The following is a 21012-nucleotide window of genomic DNA, read 5'->3' on the forward strand; positions in this document are numbered from 1 at the left end:
CCTAAATTACCTATTTTTGTAATACAAGCCGCCCGAGGACATTGCCCAGCGACCGGCGCGGTGTCACGCTAGCTGCATGACGGAAGCCGAAGCGTTCGTCGACCAGGCCGTGATGGGCCTGGCCGAGCCGCAACCCATGTACAAGGCACTGCGCGAATCGGCGCCGGTGTTTCGCGCACCACAGGCGGTGGTGCTCAGCCGGCTGGCCGACATCGAGATGGCGCTCAAGCACACCGAGCTGTTCTCGTCGAACATGGACGCGGTCGACCTGGGTAACATCCGCCCGCTGATCCCGTTGCAGGTCGACCCGCCCGACCACGCGAAGTACCGCCGCATCCTGGATCCGCTGTTCACGCCGCGCGAGATGGCGCGCCGCGAGCCGCGCGTCGCCGAATTGGTCAACCAGATGATCGACGGGTTCGCCGGCCGGGGCGAGTGCGACTTTCACGAGGAGTTCGCCGTTCCCCTGCCGTGCACGGTGTTCCTGCAGCTGCTCGGCCTGCCGCTGGAGGACCTCGGCCAGTTCCTGGAATGGAAGGACGGCGTGATCCGACCCGAGGGGGCCGGCGCCGACTGGGACGGCCGCCACGACGCCTCGGCGCCGGTGGCGCAACAGATTTACGAGTACTTCGACCACGCCATCGACGACCACATCGCGAGCCCCCGCGACGACGTCCTGTCCGCCATGATCGCGGCGAAGGTCGAGGGCGAGGCCGGGCGTCCGCTGACGCGCGAGGAACTGCTCGACATCTGCTTCCTGTTCCTGATCGCCGGGCTGGACACCGTCACCGACTCGCTCGACTGCTTCTTCGTGTACCTGGCCCGGCACCCCGACCACCGCCACCAGCTCATCGAGCCGCCTGACGTGCTGCCCCACGCGATCGAGGAGTTGTTGCGCTGGGAGACGCCGGTGCCCGGGGTCGTCCGCGTCGCCATGCAGGACACCGAGGTGGCCGGCTGCCCCATCAGCAAGGGCGAGCGGGTCAGCCCCCTCCTCGGCGCGGCCAACACCGATCCCGCCGAGTTCCCCGATCCCGAACTCGTCGACTTCACCCGTAACCCGAACCGGCACCGTGCCTTCGGCGGTGGTCCGCATCGGTGCCTCGGATCGCACCTGGCCCGCATGGAGTTACGGGTGGCGTTGCGCGAATTCCACCGGCGGATACCGGATTACGAAATCAAACCCGGCACCCAGCTGACCTACACCGCGGCACTGCGGTCGGTGGAGGCATTGCCGCTGGTGTTCCCGGTCGCGTCGCGATGAGTCACATCTCGGTCGACTCGGACCGCTGCATGGGACACGGACGCTGCTACATGCTGGCGCCCGACATCTTCGACGCCGACGACGTCGGACACGCGGTCCTGCTGGTTCAGGACGTGTCCGGCGATTCCGAGCGGCACGCCCGCACCGGCGAACAGAACTGCCCGGAGCAGGCGATCACGCTCGCGCCCTGAGTGCGGTTGTCGCACAGCGTGACTGACGGGCCGGCCCGAATCCGTACGACATCCGCCCGCGCGGGACTCTACCCACGCCAGCAAAAGCGTGTGAATATGACAGACGCTTGCCGCTCGCTGGTCGTACGCTGACGCAAACCACAGAAGGGACGCTCGCCAATGGAACCGAACTCGCTCGATCCGGTAGCCAGCGAACGGCTGGCGCACGCCGCCAAGTCGTGGACGTCCGACTTGTCGATCAACGAGTTCGCCCTGCTGCACGGGGCCGGGTTCGAGCCGATCGAGCTGGTGATGGGGGTCTCCGTCTATCACGTCGGCTTCCAGTTCAGCAACATGCGCCAGCAACAGGAACTGGGCGTTTTGACCGAGGCGACGTACCGGGCGCGTTGGAACGCGATGGCGCGTATGCAGGCCGAGGCCGACGCGCTGCAGGCCGACGGGATCGTCGGCGTCCGGCTGAACTGGCGCCATCACGGCGAGGGGGGCGAGCACCTCGAGTTCATGGCGGTCGGCACGGCGGTGCGCTACACCGCCAAGCCAGGATCGTTTCGGCGTCCCAACGGCCAGGCGTTCTCCAGCCACCTGTCCGGTCAGGACATGGTGACCCTGCTGCGATCGGGCTTCGCCCCCGTGGCCTTCGTGATGGGCAACTGCGTCTTCCACATCGCCGTGCAGGGATTCATGCAAACCCTGAAGCAGATGGGCCGCAACATGGAGATGCCGCAGTGGACACAGGGCAACTACCAGGCGCGCGAGCTGGCCATGTCGCGCATGCAAACCGAGGCGGAACGCGACGGCGCGACCGGCGTCGTCGGCGTGCACTTCGCCATCTCCAACTACGCGTGGGGGCTGCACACGGTGGAGTTCTACACGGCCGGGACCGCGGTGCGACGCACCGGCAGCGGAGAAACCATCACACCGTCGTTCGTGTTGCCGATGGACAACTGATGGCCGAGTTCGACGCCGAACGGGTCAGCCGCACCGTGAGCGCGGCGCTTTCCGGCCCGGGCGGAGTCGCGCTGGTGGTCAATGTGTTCGCCGGTCTTCCGGGCGTAATGCACACACCTGCAAAACGCGGCCTGCTGCGGTCGCAGCCGGAGCGCATCCAGATCGGCGACTGGCGCTACGAGATCAGCCGCGACGGACGCCTGCTGGCGGCGCACCTGATCAACGGCATCGTGATCGCCGAGGACATCCTGCTGGCCAACGACGTGGGCCCGCACATCGCCCGGGCACTCGGGCAGGTCGTCGCCCGGTACGGCGCGGCGGTCATCCCGAACATCAATGCGGCCGTCGAGATGCTCGGTACCAGCACCGGTTACGGGTTCTGATCCGCTGGCACCCTGTCGCGGCATTCCAGCAGTTCTTTAAGCGCTTCGGGAAACTCGTCGCCGATGCTCCACAGGTCCGGCAGTAGGTCCGGGCAGGAGATCACGCCGATGCCGAGCGCCCCGTTGAGCGACATCACGGTGATGTTCAGCCCCGCGCCCGCCAGCAGCGGGCCGAGCGGATACATCGCTTCCATCCCGCAGCCAAGGAAATACAACTGGTCCTGGGGGCCGGGCACGTTCGACAGGATCAGGTTGTAGGCGGGGCTCAGGGATATCGGCATGCGCGGCAGGATCTTCATCGCCGCACCGAACACCGTGGGCCCGCCAAACTGCGTCCAGTCATGCAGCAGCGTGGGCCCGATGGCGGCGGTGTGATCCTTGGCGGCGGCATTTCCCGCGGCAAGCGTGCGAATGCGTTCGGCGGGGTCGCTGATCTGGCTCTCCAACCGGCAGAACATCCAGGTGGTGTGGTTGCGGCCCGGGCGATTCGACTGGTCGTGCACCGACACCGGTACCGCCGAAACCAGCGGGCTGTCCGGCAGTTCGTCGCGCTTGAGCAGGTAGCGCCGCAACACCCCGGCGCACAGCGCCACCACGACGTCGTTGACGGTCACCCCGAACCGGTCCTTGACCCGTTTGATGTCGCGCATGTCCAGCTGCGTGTACGCGACGTTGCGCAGACCGCTGAAGGGCGCGTTGAACGCGGTCGTCGGGGCCACGAACGGCGCGGCCATGGTGCGGCCCTCGCGGGCGCGAAGCACCGTCTGCGCGAGGGTCAGTATTGTCGCCGGGACTATGGTGGCGAGCCGGAGCGGCCGCATGATGTAACCCTTCAACCCGCTTGCGGCGATCTGCAGCGAACTTCCGCCGCCCGCACCCTGGACGACGGGCTCCGGCGCCGGAGCATCGGGCTCCATGCTGCAGAGGTGGGCCAGTAGGTTCGCGCCGGCGACACCGTCGACCACCGAGTGGTGGATCTTCAGCATCACCGTCACCGCGTCGCCTCGAGCACCGCCTTCGATCACCCACATCTCCCACAGCGGGCGATGACGGTCCAGCGGCAATCCCGCGACATAGCCGCAGATCTCGGCCACCTCGCGCCGGCCGCCCGGCGCCGGCGCCCCCGCGCGGTGCACGTGCCGCCGCAACTCGAAGTCCTCGTCGTCGACCCAGACCGGGTGATCCAGGTTGAACTGCGTGTCGGCGAGTTTCATCCGGAACTCGGGCACCGCCTTGACGTGCTTCTCCAGCGACGCACGCAACCGGCTGTACGAGTAGCCGCCCGGCATCGTCGAGGTGTCCAGTTCCAGGACGCAGCACACGTTCAGCGGTTGCGTCGACGTCTCCAGATAGAGAAAGAAAGCATCAAATCCACTAAGTCGTTCCATCGGTGTCCGCTCGACTCATGGCTCCCACCGGGGCCACCCACCCTTCCCGCGTCAGTCTTCGTCAATGTTGTTGTCGCTGTGCTAAATCGCGGTTTACATCAGGTGCAGACTTCGCAGCGGGTGCCCCCGTCGAACCAACTCGCACCACACCCCCGGGGCCACAGCACTGTGGCGAACCCCGAACGCGGGGGTTGTTCCCCGCAGGCGGGAGAAAATAAACATCTTTCGCGCGGTGTTCAATAATGCGGGTCGCGCGGCCGGTCAACTGCGTGAGCCATCGCAGAGCGCTGACGTGGCGCTCTAGTCGGGCACCCTCGAAGTGTTACGGACGAAATTCGCCCGTCGGGGCCTCAGCCAGAAGTAACGTCGGGCCGCCGCTACGGCTGACGTCCCGCGGACGAATCAATTGAGGTGAGCGGCAGCGAAAGTCGCGGCTTGGTCGACCATTCCGTCGTCGACATACGCGTTATGGGCGGCCCAATCACCGCCGTCGGAGCACACTGGGTCGCCGGCTGCGCACAATTCCGTGGTCTTCGCCAGGTACAGCGGACCGATCGTGAGCGGCGGGGCACCGACGGAGTTCATGAAATTGCTGGATGGCGTTCCGAAAAGAGTCACCGCGGCAACGTGGTTGGCCACCTCGGGGGGCATGGGCCGGGGGGCGCCCGACGGCGCGCCGTCCGGTACCGCGGCGGAGGTGACAAAGCCCATCACGGCCGCACCCTGGGAAAAGCCGCCGAGCACCATCTTGGTCTTAGGGCAGGTGGCCGCGATGTGTTCGACATGCATGCCGGCGTCGTTGATGCCGTCGAGGGCCGTCGGGAAATCGATGGTCGCGGGGTAATTCACCGCGTAAACGCCCATGGATCTGGGGCCGATCTTGGAGTGCAGCGCGTCGACGAACGCCTGGCCGATGAACCCGACGCCGTCCGGTTCACTGGTGCCGCGCGCGAAGACCACCTCGACATCGGGACAGGGACCCGATGCCACCGACGGGGCCGCGGACGAGGAAGGGACCAACGCGACAGCCAGTGCCGCGGAGGTAATCACCGCGGCAAAGGCGACGCGAACCATGTTGCGTGGATTCACGCAGAAAAAGTTGCCCACTCGTTTTCGTCTCAAACATCAAGCGGAACAGCGGGTTGTCGAGCACCTGCGGCTAAGGCCCTTTCTACCAGACAGATTGGGCGTTGCTGTGAGCGCAAAATATCGGCGTCGAACCGTTCGGGCCGCGCGCTCGTGTCCTTCCTATGAGTCGCGGTCGTCACGCGCTGGGGAGTTCGGGCCCGACGAGGTCCAGCGTCGATCCGCCCGGACACGGGCTGGCCATCGAGCTTCGCGACGTGGTGCGCCAGTACCGGGTCGGCGGCCAATCCGTGCGGGCGCTCGACAACATCAGCCTGCGGCTCGAGGGTGGCCAGTTCGTGTCGATGGTCGGGCCGTCTGGGGCGGGCAAGAGCACGTTGCTGCATCTGCTCGGCGCGCTGGACTCCCCAGATTCGGGGTCGATCACCTTCGACGGCGAACAGATCGCTCGCCTAGGCGACGAACAGCAGTCCCAGTTTCGGCATCTTCGGGTCGGATTCGTATTCCAGTTTTTCAACCTGCTGCCGACGCTGTCGGCGTGGGAGAACGTGGCCGTGCCGAAGCTGCTGGACGGCGTGCGGCTGGGTAAGGCCAGGCCGGACGCGGTCCGGTTGCTCGAGCGGGTCGGGCTGGGCAACCGAACCGAACATCGGCCGTCGGAAATGTCGGGCGGCCAGATGCAGCGCGTCGCGGTGGCGCGCGCGTTGATGATGGACCCGCCGCTGATCCTCGCCGACGAGCCCACGGGCAACCTCGATTCCACCACGGGAGCGGCCATCTTGGAGTTGCTCGCCGCGGTCGCGCACGAGGAGGGCCGCGGCCGGCTCGTCGTCATGGTGACCCACAATCCCGATGCCGCGCGGGCCACCGACCGCATCATCACACTGCAGGACGGCAGAGTCGGTTCCGACGAGCTGACACTGGTCCCGTGCTGACCCGCACGGCACGAAAGGGCCCGGCGATGGCCGCCGCGGCCAGCCGGTTACGGATCTTCAGCCTGCGCGAGCTCGCCGTCCACCGTCGCCGCACCGTCGCCTCGGTCGCCGTAATGGCGGTCTCCGCAATGTATCTGGTGGCAGTATTCGGCATCTTCGGGTCCATCGCCGGGTCCGTCAACCGGCTGGCGGACGGCGTCGCGGGCATCGCGTCCCTGGAAGTGTCGGGCATCACCGACGCCGGCTTTCCCGACGCGGTGACGGCCGAAGTGGCCGCGGTGCCCGGGGTCGCCGTCGCGGCGCCGATGATCCGGACGTCGGCATCCACCGCATCGGGACCGGTGCTGCTGTTCGGTGCCGACGCGAGCATCACCGCCCTGGGCGGTGCGCTGAAAGACGCCGTGTCGGGTCAGCTGGCAAATCCGTCGGACCCCGCCAACGGGGTGCGCGTCGGGCCCGGCGTCGGCCACGCGAAAGGCGACGTGTTCCAACTGGGTTCGGGGTCGGTGACGGTCATCGAGGTACTCGGCGGCAAGCGTCTCGCCGACCTCAACGGCGGGCACTATGTGCTGGCGCCGCTCGCTCTCGCGCAGGACCTCGCCGGCCGCCACGGCCGGCTCGACTCGATCCTGATCACCGTCAAGCCCGGCGCGGACCTGGCCCAGGTTCGCAGCGACGTCACCGCCGCGGTGAACGGCCGGGCCGTCGTCGCGGACCCCAGCATGCGGGCGACGCGGGCCGGCGACGGCGTCAAGATGATGAACTACATGGCCCTGATGGGCGCCATGGTCGCACTGATGGTCGGGGCGTTCCTGATCTACACCACCATGACCATGGCGATCACGCAGCGCCGACCGGTCATCTCGATGTTGCGGGCGATCGGCGGCCGTCGCGCCACCATCGTCCGCGACATGCTCGCCGAGGCTGCGCTGCTGGGCCTGCTCGGCGGCAGCATCGGATCGGCGATCGGCATAGTGTTGGGCCGCAACGCGATCGGGCGGCTGCCCGCGGCCATGACGCAGGGGCTGGAGGCTCGCGTCGAATACTGGCTGCCGGGCTATGCGATCCCGGCAGCGCTGGCGGCCACCGCACTTACCAGCGTGGTCGCTTCGGCGATGGCCACCCGGCAGGTTTACAAGGTCTCTCCGATCGAGGCGTTGGCGCCCGCTGGGGTTTCGGCGGCCGACCGGGTGCCACGCTGGCTGCGCACCGCGACGGGGGTCGGCGCGCTCACCCTGCTGGCGACCTCGATCGTCGTTGTCGTCACCCAACGCGGTGTGGTGGCGTTCGCGGCGATGTCCGCGGTGTTCTGCGCCGAGATCGCGCTCGGCTTCGCGCTTACCTCATTCATCGTCAGGGCGACCGCCACGACCGCCCGAATTTTCGGCCCCGCGGGGGCGCTCGCGGCCGCGACGATCGAACGCGCCCCGCGCCGGGTGTGGGCGACGGTGATGACGGTCCTCATCGCGGTCGTCACCACCATCGCGATCACCGGCACCAACACCGACATGATCCGGTCGGCGCGGGGCATCTTCGCGCCGGTGGCCGACGTCCCGGTGTGGGTGAGCGCGAATCCGCCCGACAGCTACCCCACCGACGCACTGCCGCAGGGGCTTGCCGAAAGGGTGGCCGCCGTGCCGGGCGTGGCGCGCGTCACCGAGGGCGCGTTCGGGTTCGCCGAGGTCGGTGGCACCCGCGTGATGCTCGACGGGTTCTCCGCCGGAACCGCCGACCCGCTCTTCCGCGCGCTCGACAACCGGGTGCGCGACGAGGTGCTCGCGGGCCGCGGCGTGGTGCTGACCCAGAATCTCGGCAAGACGCTGCACGTCCGGGCCGGCGACCGACTGCGCATGCAGACGCCGCGCGGGGCGCAACAGCCAACCGTGCTGGCCCTGGTCCCCTACTTCTCGACGGTCATCGGGACCGTCGGCATGAGCCTCGATCGGCTGCGCGGCTGGTTCGACCGTCCGGCGGCCACCGTGCTGCAGGTTTCTGGGAATCCGGGGGCACCGGGCGCCGATCCGAAGCGCCTGCTGGACGAGGTCCGCCGGGTGGTGCCCGCGCCGAGCTATGTCTACGACGGCCACGTGGGGCTGGCGGGACTCGAGGCCCCGATGCGCCAGAGCATGTTCATCGCCAACGCCGTCTGGATCATCGTCGTACTGGTGGCGGCGGTGGCGCTGCTCAACACACTCACGCTGTCGGTGCTGGAACGCCGACGCGAAATCGGGGTGCTGCGGGCCATGGGATCCAGCCGGCGGTTCACCTTGCGGATGGTCCTGGTCGAGGCGGTAGGAATCGGCATGGTCGGCGGCGTCCTGGGGTTGGCGTTCGGCGTGACGGACCAGTGGCTATTCAGCCTCGTCAGTGGGGAAATGATGAGTTTTCAAGTCAGGTTCCGGCCGAGCGCGATGGTGCTCGTCTTCACGGTGGGCGCACTGGCCGTCAGCCTGCTCGGCTCGGTGCCCCCCGCGCGACGCGCGGCGCGACTCAACATCATCGAGGCCGTCAGCGTCGACTAGGCGCGCGGCCGTTCGTCGAGTATGGGGCCTACGCAGGCATTTCGGCGGATCGACGTACTTGCAACCCGTTTCGCCCGGCTCCGCCGCGCTCACGATTGCCGCTGGGCCTAATGGCGGCAACCCATTTCGCCCCGCTCCGCCGCGCTCACGATTGCCGCTGGGCCTAATGGCGGCAACCCGTTTCGCCCCGCTCCGCCGCGCTCACGATTGCCGCTGGGCCTAATGGCGGCAACCCGTTTCGCCCGGCTCCGCCGCGCTCACGATTGCCGCTGCTAATGGCGGCAACCCGTTTCGCCCGGCTCCGCCGCGCTCACGATTGCCGCTGCTGATCGAGGCGGAAGGGGGGATACTCGTCGCGCATCAACGACACGTACACGGCAACCCGATAGCGCCAGCGGACGATGCCCATCAGCAGGTCGTACATGCCGCGCGGGATCGTCCCGGTGCACAGCAGCGCCGCTGCCGCGATCACCGTGAGGACCTGCAACAGCGGTTCCATCGCCCAGCACAGCAGAATCTGCGGCAGCCCCAGCAACCACCACTTGACCAGCACGCCCGAGCGCGACAGCCGTTCCGGATAGTCGACGTCGAGGTCACCCGGGTAGTCGGGCCGGGACGCCAGCGTGAACGGCGGGTACCGGTCGGTGCTGTTCATCGGGAACCGGTAGTTCATCACCCGCCAGGACCAGCGCAGCACGCCGACGTTGAAGTCGAAGACGGGCCGCGGATACCGCCCGGTGCACAGGATGGCGACGCCGGCGGCGGCCGTCAGCAGCGGATACACCAGGTACAGCAGTATCAGGATCGGGTAGTGCGGAACGGCCAGCACGCACCACTTGACGATCCAGAGCCAGCGCGACGGCGCGTCGAAATCGCCTCGCACGCGCACGAATTCGGCCGGTTCGTCCATGTTCATGGCTCCGACGGGCAAGCCGAGTTGGGCACGGAAGCCACATCTCGGCTGATTCGGGCGGCCAGCCGGCGATGGCTGGTGCAGCCCAGAAACGTGGTCAGCGCCCAAGTGTGGACGCGGTCCGGGAACAGCGCCGCCGGCCGCAACATCGACTCCCCATGGGCGACCTGCAGCGACGCCACCCGCGACACCGCCGAAACCCGGCGCCGCCGCGTCTTCTCGTACCACCGCAGCGCGGCCGTCGGGTCTAGGTCCGAGAGCGCCTTACACAGCACCATCGCGTCGAGCAACGCCTGATTGGTGCCCTGCGCCAGCGTCGGAGGCATCGTGTGCGCGGCGTCGCCGAGCAACGTCAGCGGTCCGCACGCCGGTGCCGGGATCGGATGCCGGAAGTGCGGGAACGGCGACGCGGCCAGGTCGTCGTCGGTCAATTTCGCGAGCAGCAGGTCGACCGAATCGGTCCAGCCGCTGAAGTTGGACCGGATCACGTCGACCGGCCGCTGCGGTCGGACGAAGTCATGGGACCACGGCAAGTCGAACCACCACTGCAGATCTAGGCCGCCCGCCGGCCACATGCCGAGGTTTCCGTGCTCGCCGACCACGATCAGCCCGACCTCACGGTCCTGAACATTCGAGACTTCCGGAAAGTCGACGAGTCCCTGCCAGCTGCACCACCCAGTCGGCTCAGGGGCCGGCGCCCCGACGACATCGCGGATCACCGAATGTAGGCCGTCCGCACCGATCAGCAGGTCCCCCTCGGCCGAAGAGCCGTCCGCGAATTCGACACGCACCCCGTCGCGCCAGGTGGTCACCCCGACCGCTCGGGAGCCGCACCGAATCCGATCCTCCGGGAAGCCCTCCCGCAACCTCGCCAACAAGACGCGCCGCGGCACCATCCGCACGGGCGCGCCCAGCCGGTGCCGCATCGTCGTCAGGTCCAGGTTGGCGAGCCGTCGCCCGCGGGCGGTGATCACCCGCACACCGGACAGCAGCTGGCCCGCCCCGTCCATGTCCACACCCAGCTGTCGGAGCACGGTCTCGCCGTTGGACCAGATGGTGACTGCGCCGCCACCTGCCCGCACGTCCGCCCGCTGGTCGAAGACCGTGACGTCGTGCCCGTCCCGCAGTAATCCCCGCGCAACCGAAAGTCCGGCCACCGCGGCGCCGATGACGAGGACCCGCAACGGCCGGCGGCGCGGCGCAAGCCTGGCGGATTTGCGGGTATCCGGCATCCCCGGCATCAGCTTCCTGCCGGGGCGGCGCTCAACGTGGATGGTAGACAACTGATATGACTGTTGGCGCAACCGCGATCACAATCTTTCATCCGCCCTCCGATCCTGAGCGATTCGGCCGGTGGGTGGCCGGATACTTTGCTTCGGCGCGCCATTGCAGTGGACACGTGTCGGCACGCCAATCGGTTCAGGACGGCGATTGGGCCGTCGAGGTGACCTTCGAGGACGCGGAGCTGCTCCATGCGTGGATCGACAGCGCCGAGCGTCTCGAGCAACTCGTTGCCGGTCAGGCGCAGGGATACCTGCGGTCGGCCTCCGACCTGATCCTGGCCCCCGGAGAACCGCCACCCGCGAACGTCGGCGTCTTCCTGCACAGCGTGACACCCGGCAAGGAAACCGAATTTGTAGCGGCCCAGCGCGATCTGACGGTGATTAGCTCCGCCTTCCCGGGATACGAAGGCACCGCGCTGTTTCCGGCGGACTCGTCGGGCCAGTGGATGTCGGTGCTGCGTTTCCGGACGGCGCGTCAGCTCGCCGAATGGATCCGGTCCCGCGAACGCCAGGACGCACTGCCGCGCCTGCGCGGTGAGCTGACCCGCGACTTCGCCGAGCTGCCGCGTAGCGCGCCGTTCGGGTCCACGGTCCGAGTCACGGACGGTCAGACGAAGATCACCCCGGCGTGGAAGTCCGCGATGCTGGTGGTGCTCTGCCTCTATCCGACCGTGATGCTGCTGTCCAAGTCACTGGCGCCAGAACTGGGTCGGCTCGGCGCCAACCAGGCGCTGTCGGTTTTCGTCGGCAACGTCGCCAGCGTCAGCTTGCTGCAATGGGTGCTGGTCCCGACGGTGTCGCGGCCGTTCCGCCGCTGGATCGACCCGGTCGACGGGGCTCCCGGCCGCATCAGCCTCGCCGGCGCCGCGGTGATCGCGGCCCTCTACGCCGCGTCGGTGACGACCTTCACCCTGCTCGGCTAGTCAGCTGTCGATCATCGCGTGCAGTTCGGTGATCGACCACGGTCCGGCGTCCCGGTGCTCGCGGTAGCCCAGCACCCGCGGTGTCTGACGATCGAAGCGGCCGACGAATCCCCCTGCGGCGATGAAGATTTGGCCGGTGACATCGCGAGCGAGGTCGCCGGCCAGATATGCGTAGAGCGGTGCCACGAATTCGGCCGGCGCGGCGTCCAGGGACGCCTTCGCGGTCATGTCGTCGAGTATTCCGCGGCGGCGCAGGTTTTCGATGTGCGCTTCGTACTCCGCCCCCGTCGACAGCCGTGTCTTCGCGCCGGGACACACGACATTCGCGCGCACGCCCGCGGACTTCAATTCCGCCGCCACCGCGAGCGTGAACCCGTTGACGGCACCTTTGCCCGCCGGATAGCCGGTACCGCCGTAGTCGCCGAGAAAGGCCACCGATCCGGTGTTGATGATCGACCCGTGACCCTGCGCGGCCATCACCGGCGCGGCCACCCGGCAGGTGTGAAAGGCCGTTCCGAGGTGGACCGCGATCAGATGGTCGAATGCCGCTGGGGTGATGTTCAGGATCGACGAACCCGGCGGCTCGGGGATCCCGGCGCAGTTAACCAGGATGTCCAGCCGCCCGAATGCGCCGGTGCATTCGCGGATCAGGGCTTCGGCGACGCGCTCGTCGTTGGCCGCGCCCGCCACCCCGACGGCCCGACCGCCCGACGCGGTCACGGCGCCGACGGCCTCGTCGACCGCTTCGGGGTCGCGCCCGTTGATCACGACGCCGACGCCGAGTTGGCCCAGCAGCTCGGCGACGGCCCGTCCGATCCCACGGCTGCCCCCGGCTACCACCGCCGCACGACCGGCCAGCGACCCCGTCATCTTTGCCCTCCCATCATCGGCTCCCCGCTAAGACAACCACCCCACCACGCATGCGAGGTACTGTGCGGTCCGTGACGAGCATTAGCGCGACGGCGGTGGCGGTGGCGGTTTCGGCGGCGGTTTCGGTGGCGGGCTGCGGCGCCAAGCCCGCGTCGCCGGCGGCCCAGTCGGGCTCGGCCACCTCTGCCGCACCAGGCCAAGGCGCGGACTACACCGCATGGTTGATCCAGGCATCCGACCTCAAGGCGCCCGAGCCCTTCACCGCCAGCCCGCCGATCCGTAATCCGAACGGCCAGCCGGGCGCCGCGACGACGTTCAGTACTCAGGATGGCAGCCACGTCATCCGCGACACCATCCAGGTTCTGGCGGATCCCGCCGCCGCTATGGGCGCGCTGAATGCGGCGAAGGCGGCGCAGACCACCGCGCTGAAAAATCCGGTCAGCCAACCGGCGGACATCGGTGCCGCCGGGACGACGCTGCTGGGCGACGCGCCGGACGGCTCCAAGGGCGTGTCGTTCCTGATGTTCACCGAGGGCAAGGCGTTCGTCACGCTGGAATTCGACGGCCCGATCGAGTCGCTGGCACCGCCGGACTTCGTCACCGACGTGGGTCAGAAGCAGGACTCGGCGGTCAGGAAGGGTCTGGGCGGCTAGAGGCTTGATCGGCTCCCTGAGCGGCGCCGGATCGGCTGATGCGGCCACAAAACCCGCGGCGGCCGGTAACGTCCGACCGGAGATGACGATGCAGCATGAAACCCGCGATCTGCCACACATGGACTACATGGAGTTGCCCATGGCCGCCGATCGGGCCGTCGGATGGTCGGTGCTGCGGGACGCCGGCCCGGTGGTTCGCGGCGCGGCCGACGACTTCTATTACCTGACCCGGCGCGAGGATGTGCTTGAGGCCCTGCGCCACCCGGAGATCTATTCGTCGAAGCGCGCCTTCGATATCCTGGGCAGTCCCTTGCCGCTGGTTCCGCTCGCCTACGACCCGCCAGAGCACACCCGCTTCCGAAAGATCCTGCAGCCGTACTTCAGCCCCCACACGCTCGGTGCGATGCTGCCGTCCCTGCAGGCGCAGGCCTCCGAGATTATCGAGGCGATCGCCGCCGACGACCATTGCGACGCCATGGCGCAGCTGGCGGTCCCCTATCCCTCGCAGGTTTTTCTGACGCTGTTCGGTCTGCCGCTGCAGGATCGCGACCGGCTGATCCGGTGGAAGGACGCCATCATCGATCTCGGCCTGCTCGACACCCTCGAGGGCGCCGACCTGACCCCGGCGATCGAGCTGAGCGCGTACCTTTTCGAAGCGATCGCTGCCCATCGGGAGAATCCCGGCGCCGACATCCTCTCGCAAGTGCTGCAGGGCGACGATCCGCTGAACGACAGCGAAGCGCTCGGGCTGAGCTACGTGTTCGTGCTGGCCGGGTTGGACACCGTGACCTCCGCGATCGGCTCAGCGCTGCTCGAACTGGCCCGGAACCCGCAGCTGAGCACACGACTGCGCGAGAACCCGGACCAGATCAACGTTTTCGTCGAAGAGATCGTCAGGCTGGAGACGCCCGCCCCGATCGTTCCGCGGGTGACCACCCGGGACACCGACGTCGCCGGTGTCACCATTCCCGCGGGCGCACGCGTATGGCTGTGCCTGGGCGCCATCAATCGCGACGGCAGCGATGCGACGTCGCTCGACGAGCTGGTTCTCGACGGCAAGGTGCACCGGCACTGGGGGTTCGGGGGCGGCACACACCGCTGTCTGGGATCGCATCTGGCGCGCATGGAGCTCAATCTCGTCGTCTCCGAATGGCTGCGCCGCATAACGTCCTTCGAACTCGCGCCGGGGTATCAAGCGGAGATCGTATGGCCGTCAGCTACTTTCAGCGTCTCGTCACTGCCGCTGCGGCTGGGGTAGCAACCGGTTATCGTGACACGGGGACCGCGCCGAAATGGGGGTTTGCGCGTTGAGGAAAGCAATCGTGGTCGTCGCAGCAGGTGCTGCGCTGCTGATCACCGCGGGATGCCAGGGATCCGGCGGCCGGCAGGCCGACACCGAATCGTCGGCGGCGCAACCGTCGGGCAGGAATCAGCGCGCGGCGCCGGCGGCCCCGTCGGGAAAAGTGAAAGTCCGCTATGAGGAGGCGCGCAGCCCGGAGGCGCAGCGCGGCCGCCAGATCATGGAGGAGGCAAAGCTTTTGGAGGGGCTGGCCAGCCATGTCGAGGATACTCTGGTACTGCCGGGCGACCTGGGCATCGTCGGTAAGCAGTGCGACACGGTCAACGACATGTACGACCCCAACAGCAACGAGATTGAACTCTGCTACGAGTCCATCGAGCACAGCGAGCACAACTTCGTGGGCAGCGGCAACCCGGATCCGGTGACCGCCGCGCTGGACTCGGAAACCTCCGGCTTCTATCACGAGCTCGGACACGCCACGCTGGCGATCTACCAGCTGGCGTTCACCGGCCGCGAAGAGGACGTCGCCGACCAGCTGTCAGCGTTCACACTGCTCAACCCTGGCGCCGACGGCAAGCCGTATCCCAACGGCGTGCGCATCGCCATGCACACCGCCGAAGACTGGAAGCTGAGCGCCAAGGAGTCCAACGACGCCAACGAGCTCCCCTTCTGGGACGGGCACCCGATGGACATCCAGCGGATGTACAACTGGCAGTGCTGGATCTACGGGTCGAACCCGGCGGCCAACGCCAGCATCGTCACCTCTGGAGACCTGCCCGAGGACCGGGCCGGCAACTGCGAAGACGAATACCAGAACATGACCCGGGGTTGGAAACAATTGCTCGGGCCGCACCTGCGCAAGCCCAACTAGCGGCCGGGTGCGGCGTCCGGCCAATTAAATAAGCCGCTTGATTTAATCCGTGCGGCGATGTTCACTGGGACGATGACCGCTGAGCGAGAGATTCGCTCGGACAGATCGATGGGCACTCGCGAGGCGATCCTGTCGGCCGCGGAACTGCTGTTCGCCGAACGTGGGATGTATGCCGTTTCCAACCGGCAGATCAGCGAGGCGTCGGGGCAGCGGAACAACGCGGCCGTGTGCTATCACTTCGGTTCCCGGATCGACCTGCTCCGGGCGATCGAGGGCCGCCATCGGGAACCGATCGAGCGACTGCGCGCCCAGATGGTCGACGACATCGGCGATTCCGACGAGCTGCGCGACTGGGTGGGCACATTGGTGCGCCCGCTCACCGACCACCTGGCTGCGCTGGGCACGCCGAGCTGGTATGCGCGCTTCGCCGCCCAGGCGATGGCCGATCCCGCGTATCGCCACGTCGTCACCAAGGACGCCCTGTCGTCGCCGATGCTGGTGCGGACCATCGACGGCATCAACCGCTGCCTGCCCGACTTGCCCAAACGCGTGCGCTCCGAACGGATCGTGATGGCACGCAACCTGCTGATGCACACCTGCGCCGAACACGAAGGCGCGCTGGCCGAACACGGCCCCCGGTCACGTTCCAGCTGGCCGGTGGCCGGTGAGGGGCTGATCGACGCCATCGTCGGGTTGTGGCGAGCGCCCGTCCACGTCAACATGGCCGGCGTCCGGCCGCCGGAAACCACGGGAGCACGATGACCGACACCGCTTCACCCGGCAGGACCGAGATCCCCGAGTTCCCGATGTCCCGGGCGCCGGGCTGCCCATTCGCACCACCACCAAACGTTCTGGCGCTCAACGACACCCGCCAGCTCAGCAGGGTGCGGATCTGGGACGGCAGCACACCGTGGCTGATCCACGGCTACGACGCGATCCGTGCGCTGTTCACCGATTCGCGAACCAGCGTCGACGACCGCCTGCCGGGCTACCCGCACTGGAACGCGGGCATGCTGGCGACGGTGCACAAACGACCACGCTCGGTGTTCACCTCCGACGCCGAGGAGCACACCCGCTTCCGCCGGATGCTGTCAAAACCGTTCACGTTCAAGCGTGTCGAGGCGCTGCGCCCGGCAGTGCAGAAGATCGCCGACGAACGCGTGGACGCCCTGCTCGCGGGGTCCAGGCCCGGCGACATCGTCAGCACCCTGGCGCTGCCCATCCCGTCGCTGGTCATCAGCGAAATGTTGGGCGTGCCTTACGAGGACGCAGATTTCTTTCAGGAACAGGCTCAGCGCGGCACCGGCCGGTACGCCACCGAAGAGGACACCGCCCAAGGCGCCGCGTCGCTGGCGAAATACATCGCCAACCTGATCCGCACGAAGATGCCCAGTCCCACCGAGGACTTGGTGTCCGACCTGGCCGAGCGGGTCAACGCCGAGGAGATCAGCGTGCGGGAGGCGACGCAGCTGGCGCTCGGCGTGCTCATCGCCGGCCACGAGACCACCGCGAACATGATCAGCCTGAGCATCGCGGCACTGCTCGAACATCCCGATCAGTTGGCGCTGATCCGCGACGCCCAGGATCCCAAAGTGATCGCCGCCGCGGTCGAGGAGCTGATGCGCTACCTGAGCATCATCCAGACCGGTCAGCGGCGGATCGCCGTAGAGGACATCGACGTTGGCGGTGAGACCATCCGGGCCGGCGAGGGCATCATCCTCGACATCGCCCCGGCCAATTGGGACAGCCGCCAATTCACCGACCCGGGTCGCCTGGATCTGGGGCGCGAGGACGGCCCGCACGTCGGGTTCGGCTACGGCCGCCACCAATGCGTCGGACAGCAGTTGGCCCGCATGGAACTACAGATCGCGCTGCCCACGTTGTTCCGCCGGATCCCTACGCTGCAGCTGGCGGTGCCGGTCGAAGAGCTCCCGTTCAAGCACGACACCTTGGCCTACGGTGTGTACGAGCTGCCCGTCACATGGTGAGCCGCAACCCTTACCCGGCGGGCGTCATCGGCGCCCCCAAGGATCGTCACGGTCAGGCGGCCGGGGCGGATGTGGGCCTGCCCGCCGGGACGGAGGTGTTCTCGGCGGACAACCACATCTCGCTGGCCGACGACATCTTCTACGAGCGCTTCCCCGATCACCTCAAGGACCGGGCGCCGCGAATCTGGTACGAGGATGGCGCGTATCTGCTTGGACCGCCGGGACAATCGATGGTGGTCGGTGACTTCAGCGCGGTGCTCATGCAGTACGACGACCTGGCCGGCGCCGCCAGCAACAACATCGAGGCCCGCGTCCGCGAACTCGCCGAAGACGGCGTCGACAAGGAACTGGCCTTCCCGAACGCGGTGCTGGCGCTGTTCCACCTGCCCGACAAAGACCTGCGGGAGCGGGTTTTCCGCGTCTACAACGAGCACATCGCCGAGGTGCAGGAACGCTCCGACGGCCACCTCTACGGGGTGGGCCTGATCAACTGGTGGGACCCGCGCGGCGCGCGGCGCACACTGGAAGAACTGAAATCGTTGGGGCTGAAGACATTTCTGATGCCGCTGATGCCGGGTGTCGACGACAACGGCGACGTCATCGACTTCTCCAGCACGGCGATGAGCGAGGTGTGGGCGGAGATCGAAGAGGCCGGCCTGCCCGTCACGCACCACATCGGCGAAAGCCAGCCGAAGTGCCCGAGCGAGGTCAACAGCGTCGCCGTGGCCATGATGGTGAACATCGACTCGTTCCGGGAGATGTTCTCCAAGTACATCTTCGGCGGCATCCTGGACCGCCACCCGCGGCTGCGCATCGGCTGGTTCGAGGGTGGCATCGCCTGGGTTCCGCCTGCGCTGCAGGATGCCGAACACGTCCTCGCGTCGTACCGGCACATGCTGCGTGGCCACCCCGAACACGACGTCCGCCACTACTGGGACACCCACATGTACGCCTCGTTCATGGTCGACGGCCTTGGCCTGCAACAGATCGACGAGATAGGAATCGACAAGGTGATGTGGTCGTCGGACTATCCGCACAACGAAAGCACATTCGGCTATTCGGAGCGATCCCTGGCGGCGGTGGTCGACGCCGTCGGGCCCGCGGACGCGGCGCGGGTCGTCGGCGGGAACGTCAGAGCGTTCCTGGGGCTCTGAGGTGGCCGACACGCTGACCGCCCGCGGCGCGGTTCTGGACATTCCCGACGAACCCGACTGGTCGCGCATGCGTTTGGAGATCGGGGCGCGGGTGCGGTCCGCGATGAACGAACACGGCGTCGACGCCCTGATCCTGCTGATGAACGGTCATGTCCAGTATGCGACGGGTTTCAGCTGGCCGTTGCTGGACGCCGGCCTCTCACACGCGGAACGTCCGGTGGCCGTCGTGCTGGCCTCCGACGTGCATCCGCATCTGTTCCTGCCGTACCGCAGCGGCGCCGCCTGGGCGCCCTCGGTTCCCGACGACCACCTGCACGGCCCGGTCTACCTCGAATTCGACTATGGAGTAGCGGCTTTCGCTCGCGATTTGGCTGCGCTGATCCCGCCCGGCGCGGCCGTTGCCGTCGACGAGCTGACCGGTGCCATGCGCCGTTCGTCGGCCACGTTGTTTCCGTCGGGCCCGCCGTCGGACGCGGCGGTCATCATCGGCGCGGCGCAGTTGGTCAAGACACGCGACGAGGTGGCGTGCATACGCCGCGCTTCGCGGATCACCGAGCAGGCCATGGCGGACGTGCAACGGGCGCTGGCACCGGGAGTGCGGCAGATTGACCTGTCGGCCAGGCTGGTACGGCGCGCGTTCGAGTTGGGCGCCACCGCCAACATGCTCGAAGCCATCTGGCAGGTGATGCCCGCGTCCCGCGAGGCCGGCGTATGGACGACCCACGGCGATCTGGCCCTGCCGCTGTTGCCGACCGACCGTGAGCTGGCGGCGGGCGACGTGCTGTGGACCGACATCAGCTTCAGCTATGCCGGATACTGCTCGGATTTCGGCCGCACCTGGCTGGTCGGCGCGGAGCCGACGCCGGCGCAGCAGGATCAGTTCCGGCGGTGGCGGTCCATCCTCGATGCGGTGCTCGCGGTGACCCGCGCCGGTGCCACCTCCGGGGATCTGGCGCGCGCGGCGATCGCCGCCAACGGCGGTCGCAGGCCCTGGTTGCCGCACTTCTACCTCGGCCACGGCATCGGCACCTATCCCGCCGAAATGCCAATGATCGGAACGGATCTGGGTGAGGAGTTCGACGACACCTTCGTCTTCCCGCCCGGCATGGTCCTGGTGCTGGAACCGGTGGTGTGGGAGGACGGCACGGGCGGCTATCGCAGTGAGGAGATCGTGGTGATCACCGAGGACGGCTACACGCCGATCACCGACTACCCCTACTCCCCCTACGGTGACTGAGGTTCTGCCCGACGCCCTGCGATTGCGAATCGGGCGTCGGGAGCGGGCCCTGGCGGCGATGGCGGCACGCGACCTGGACATCCTGGTGCTCGGGCGGCAGGCCAACGTCCGCTACGTCACCGGGGCACCGCAGCTGTGGATCGCCGGGACGCGGCCGTTCGGTCCGGTCTGCGTCGTGGTGCGCGCCGGCGGCGACATCTACCTCAACACCACCGACGACGAGGGCGTCCCCGAGGAGATCGGTCACGATCACCTATATGGATTGACGTGGAACCCGGTGACGCTGATCGACGTGTTGAAGAAGATCGACGGCGCCGAGACGGCGCGGCGAGTCGGAACCGACGCGATCACACCCACTTTCGCCGCGTTATTGCCCGACGCGTTCCCCAACGCGGAGTTGGTGGACGGCGAACCCGCCATGCGTGATTCGCGGCGCATCAAGACACCCGACGAGATCGCGACCATGGGCGCCGCGATCCGTATCGCCGAAGGTGGTTTGGCCGCGGGCGTCGCCGAATTGGTCGCCGGGCGCTCCGAGCGCGAGCTGGCCGGTGCGGTGCTGGAAGCCATGGCCGCCGGTGGGGTCAGCACGCCCGCCACCCAGGACGCCGCATGGGTGACGTCGCGCGAACATCCTTGGCGGCGCGCACAACCTGACGGCGAATTACGCGACGGCGACCTGGTCGCGTTCGCCGCCGGCGCCCTGGCCGGCGGCTACGTCGGCGAGGTGGGCCGCACCCATTCGGTGGGCGATGTCGGACCCGACGCGCGGCGGCTATTCCGGCGTTCGGATGCGTTGTACGACAGGCTGCTTGCGGCCTGTCGACCGGGCACATCCACGCGGCAGCTGCTCGCCGCCTACGAGGCCGCGGGCGAACCGATTCCGCCGATGCCGATCGCCCACGGGCTGGGCCTCGGCTTCGATCCACCCGTGGTTTCCGAAATGCTCTCGGCCGCCGGCGAACACGAGCCTTTGGAACCCGGGATGGTGCTCGCCGTCACCGGCTACGTGTGGCAGGAGGGCGTCGGCGCCGTCCTGCGCCGCGACACCGTCCACATCACTGGTGACGGCGCCGACGTGCTCACCACCGGCCCGGCATGAA

Annotated in this window: 20 protein-coding genes; 15 read left to right on the plus strand and 5 right to left on the minus strand. The window is 67.8% G+C overall.

Annotated features, from left to right (window positions below; translation table 11 throughout):
• The first annotated feature begins 76 nt into the window (after positions 1 to 76).
• The 4 genes from AC5Y5V_RS22220 to AC5Y5V_RS22235 all read left to right on the plus strand — a co-directional run bounded on the left by AC5Y5V_RS22220 (position 77) and on the right by AC5Y5V_RS22235 (position 2786).
• On the plus strand, positions 77 to 1264 hold the full coding sequence (locus AC5Y5V_RS22220) for a cytochrome P450 (RefSeq protein WP_499940007.1): 1188 nt from the start codon (positions 77 to 79) through the stop codon (positions 1262 to 1264).
• On the plus strand, positions 1261 to 1455 hold the full coding sequence (locus AC5Y5V_RS22225) for a ferredoxin (protein ID WP_499940010.1): 195 nt from the start codon (positions 1261 to 1263) through the stop codon (positions 1453 to 1455). The genes AC5Y5V_RS22220 and AC5Y5V_RS22225 overlap by 4 nt, the downstream gene beginning before the upstream one ends.
• 159 nt (positions 1456 to 1614) lie before the next feature.
• Positions 1615 to 2403, plus strand: coding sequence for a heavy metal-binding domain-containing protein (locus tag AC5Y5V_RS22230; RefSeq protein WP_499940012.1), 789 nt, complete (start codon positions 1615 to 1617; stop codon positions 2401 to 2403).
• Positions 2403 to 2786, plus strand: coding sequence for a DUF5073 family protein (locus AC5Y5V_RS22235; protein WP_499940014.1), 384 nt, complete (start codon positions 2403 to 2405; stop codon positions 2784 to 2786). Before AC5Y5V_RS22230 ends, AC5Y5V_RS22235 begins: the two co-directional genes overlap by 1 nt.
• On the opposite strand, the gene AC5Y5V_RS22240 is transcribed toward AC5Y5V_RS22235, so the two are convergent.
• Positions 2774 to 4174, minus strand: coding sequence for a WS/DGAT/MGAT family O-acyltransferase (locus tag AC5Y5V_RS22240; protein ID WP_499940016.1), 1401 nt, complete (start codon positions 4172 to 4174; stop codon positions 2774 to 2776). The genes AC5Y5V_RS22235 and AC5Y5V_RS22240 overlap by 13 nt on opposite strands.
• A gap of 402 nt (positions 4175 to 4576) precedes the next feature.
• On the minus strand, positions 4577 to 5221 hold the full coding sequence (locus AC5Y5V_RS22245; RefSeq protein ID WP_499940138.1) for a cutinase family protein: 645 nt from the start codon (positions 5219 to 5221) through the stop codon (positions 4577 to 4579).
• A 203-nt stretch (positions 5222 to 5424) separates the two neighbouring features.
• Between AC5Y5V_RS22245 and AC5Y5V_RS22250 the strand changes: the two genes are divergently transcribed.
• Together AC5Y5V_RS22250 and AC5Y5V_RS22255 are read left to right on the plus strand one after the other, a co-directional pair.
• Complete coding sequence (locus AC5Y5V_RS22250) at positions 5425 to 6195, plus strand: ABC transporter ATP-binding protein (protein WP_499940018.1); 771 nt, start codon at positions 5425 to 5427, stop codon at positions 6193 to 6195.
• Positions 6196 to 6221: 26 nt separating this feature from the next.
• A complete protein-coding gene (locus tag AC5Y5V_RS22255) occupies positions 6222 to 8717 on the plus strand; it encodes an ABC transporter permease (RefSeq protein WP_499940139.1) in 2496 nt (831 codons plus the stop codon).
• Positions 8718 to 9027: 310 nt separating this feature from the next.
• Here AC5Y5V_RS22255 and AC5Y5V_RS22260 read toward each other — a convergent pair whose 3' ends face one another.
• Positions 9028 to 9600, minus strand: a complete 573-nt coding sequence (locus AC5Y5V_RS22260) for a DUF4389 domain-containing protein (protein ID WP_499940140.1) — start codon at positions 9598 to 9600, stop codon at positions 9028 to 9030.
• A gap of 29 nt (positions 9601 to 9629) precedes the next feature.
• Positions 9630 to 10862: an FAD-dependent oxidoreductase gene (locus tag AC5Y5V_RS22265; RefSeq protein ID WP_499940141.1), complete on the minus strand. Its 1233-nt coding sequence runs from the start codon at positions 10860 to 10862 to the stop codon at positions 9630 to 9632.
• Between the two features lie 167 nt (positions 10863 to 11029).
• On the opposite strand from AC5Y5V_RS22265, the gene AC5Y5V_RS22270 reads away from it, so the two are divergent.
• Positions 11030 to 11836: an antibiotic biosynthesis monooxygenase gene (locus AC5Y5V_RS22270; RefSeq protein ID WP_499940021.1), complete on the plus strand. Its 807-nt coding sequence runs from the start codon at positions 11030 to 11032 to the stop codon at positions 11834 to 11836.
• Here AC5Y5V_RS22270 and AC5Y5V_RS22275 read toward each other — a convergent pair whose 3' ends face one another.
• Entirely contained in the window at positions 11837 to 12706 is an 870-nt protein-coding gene (locus AC5Y5V_RS22275) for an SDR family NAD(P)-dependent oxidoreductase (protein ID WP_499940023.1), read from the minus strand.
• 50 nt (positions 12707 to 12756) lie between these two features.
• On the opposite strand from AC5Y5V_RS22275, the gene AC5Y5V_RS22280 reads away from it, so the two are divergent.
• The 8 genes from AC5Y5V_RS22280 (at position 12757) to AC5Y5V_RS22315 (ending at position 21011) form a co-directional block, all read left to right on the plus strand.
• On the plus strand, positions 12757 to 13359 hold the full coding sequence (locus AC5Y5V_RS22280) for a hypothetical protein (RefSeq protein ID WP_499940026.1): 603 nt from the start codon (positions 12757 to 12759) through the stop codon (positions 13357 to 13359).
• An 82-nt stretch (positions 13360 to 13441) separates the two neighbouring features.
• Complete coding sequence (locus AC5Y5V_RS22285; protein ID WP_499940028.1) at positions 13442 to 14617, plus strand: cytochrome P450; 1176 nt, start codon at positions 13442 to 13444, stop codon at positions 14615 to 14617.
• 49 nt (positions 14618 to 14666) lie between these two features.
• Complete coding sequence (locus AC5Y5V_RS22290; protein ID WP_499940032.1) at positions 14667 to 15530, plus strand: DUF4344 domain-containing metallopeptidase; 864 nt, start codon at positions 14667 to 14669, stop codon at positions 15528 to 15530.
• A gap of 57 nt (positions 15531 to 15587) precedes the next feature.
• Positions 15588 to 16292, plus strand: a complete 705-nt coding sequence (locus AC5Y5V_RS22295; RefSeq protein WP_499940034.1) for a TetR/AcrR family transcriptional regulator — start codon at positions 15588 to 15590, stop codon at positions 16290 to 16292.
• Positions 16289 to 17518, plus strand: a complete 1230-nt coding sequence (locus tag AC5Y5V_RS22300) for a cytochrome P450 (protein WP_499940037.1) — start codon at positions 16289 to 16291, stop codon at positions 17516 to 17518. The genes AC5Y5V_RS22295 and AC5Y5V_RS22300 overlap by 4 nt, the downstream gene beginning before the upstream one ends.
• Positions 17512 to 18672 (plus strand): amidohydrolase family protein, encoded by a 1161-nt coding sequence (locus AC5Y5V_RS22305; protein WP_499940040.1) that lies wholly within the window; start codon positions 17512 to 17514, stop codon positions 18670 to 18672. The genes AC5Y5V_RS22300 and AC5Y5V_RS22305 overlap by 7 nt, the downstream gene beginning before the upstream one ends.
• 67 nt (positions 18673 to 18739) lie before the next feature.
• Positions 18740 to 19909, plus strand: coding sequence for a M24 family metallopeptidase (locus AC5Y5V_RS22310; RefSeq protein ID WP_499940142.1), 1170 nt, complete (start codon positions 18740 to 18742; stop codon positions 19907 to 19909).
• 58 nt (positions 19910 to 19967) lie between these two features.
• On the plus strand, positions 19968 to 21011 hold the full coding sequence (locus AC5Y5V_RS22315; protein ID WP_499940143.1) for a M24 family metallopeptidase: 1044 nt from the start codon (positions 19968 to 19970) through the stop codon (positions 21009 to 21011).
• The last annotated feature ends 1 nt before the right edge of the window (position 21012 follow it).

This window comes from Mycobacterium sp. NGS68 (genome assembly GCF_059812195.1).